This window comes from Paraburkholderia sp. RL17-368-BIF-A (assembly GCF_046054045.1).
Taxonomy (GTDB): Bacteria; Pseudomonadota; Gammaproteobacteria; order Burkholderiales; family Burkholderiaceae; genus Paraburkholderia; species Paraburkholderia graminis.
In genome coordinates, this window is sequence record NZ_JARESN010000042.1 from 1 (window position 1) to 734 (window position 734).

At 58.3% G+C, this 734-nt stretch carries 1 protein-coding gene; it reads left to right on the plus strand.

The genetic code is table 11. From position 1 onward, the window contains the following. Positions 1–734, plus strand: a 734-nt coding sequence (locus P0D87_RS31530) for a citrate/2-methylcitrate synthase (RefSeq protein WP_408637123.1), incomplete at both ends; no start/stop codon positions are given.

A 734-nucleotide genomic window follows, 5' to 3' on the forward strand; every position in this document is an offset into this window, starting at 1 on the left:
AAGGACGATCACAACCTGCCGGGCGCGCGCGACATCGCCGACAAGCTGATGGCGTCGCTCGGCTCGATGCTGCTCTACTGGTATCACTACTCGCACAACGGCAAGCGCATCGAAGTCGAAACCGACGACGATTCGATCGGCGGCCACTTCCTGCATCTGCTGCATGGTGTCGAGCCGCCGAAGTCGTGGGTCGATGCAATGCATGTGTCGCTCAATCTGTATGCCGAACACGAGTTCAACGCGTCGACGTTCACCGGCCGCGTGATCGCGGGCACGGGTTCGGACATTTACTCGGCAATTACCGGCGCAATCGGCGCGCTGCGTGGCCCGAAACACGGTGGCGCCAATGAAGTGGCGTTCGAAATCCAGTCGCGCTATCAGACGCCGGACGAAGCGGAAGCCGACATCCGCAGGCGCGTCGAGAACAAGGAAGTGGTGATCGGCTTCGGTCATCCGGTCTATACGATTTCGGACCCGCGCAACAAGGTCATCAAGGAAGTCGCGAAGAAGCTGTCCAAAGAAGCGGGCAACAACAAGCTGTTCAATATCGCCGAGCGCCTTGAAACAGTTATGGCTGAAGTGAAAAAGATGTTTCCGAATCTCGACTGGTTCAGCGCGGTTTCGTACCACATGATGGGCGTGCCGACGGCCATGTTCACACCGCTCTTCGTGATCGCACGCACTGCAGGCTGGAGTGCGCACATCATCGAGCAGCGGATCGACAACAAGATCAT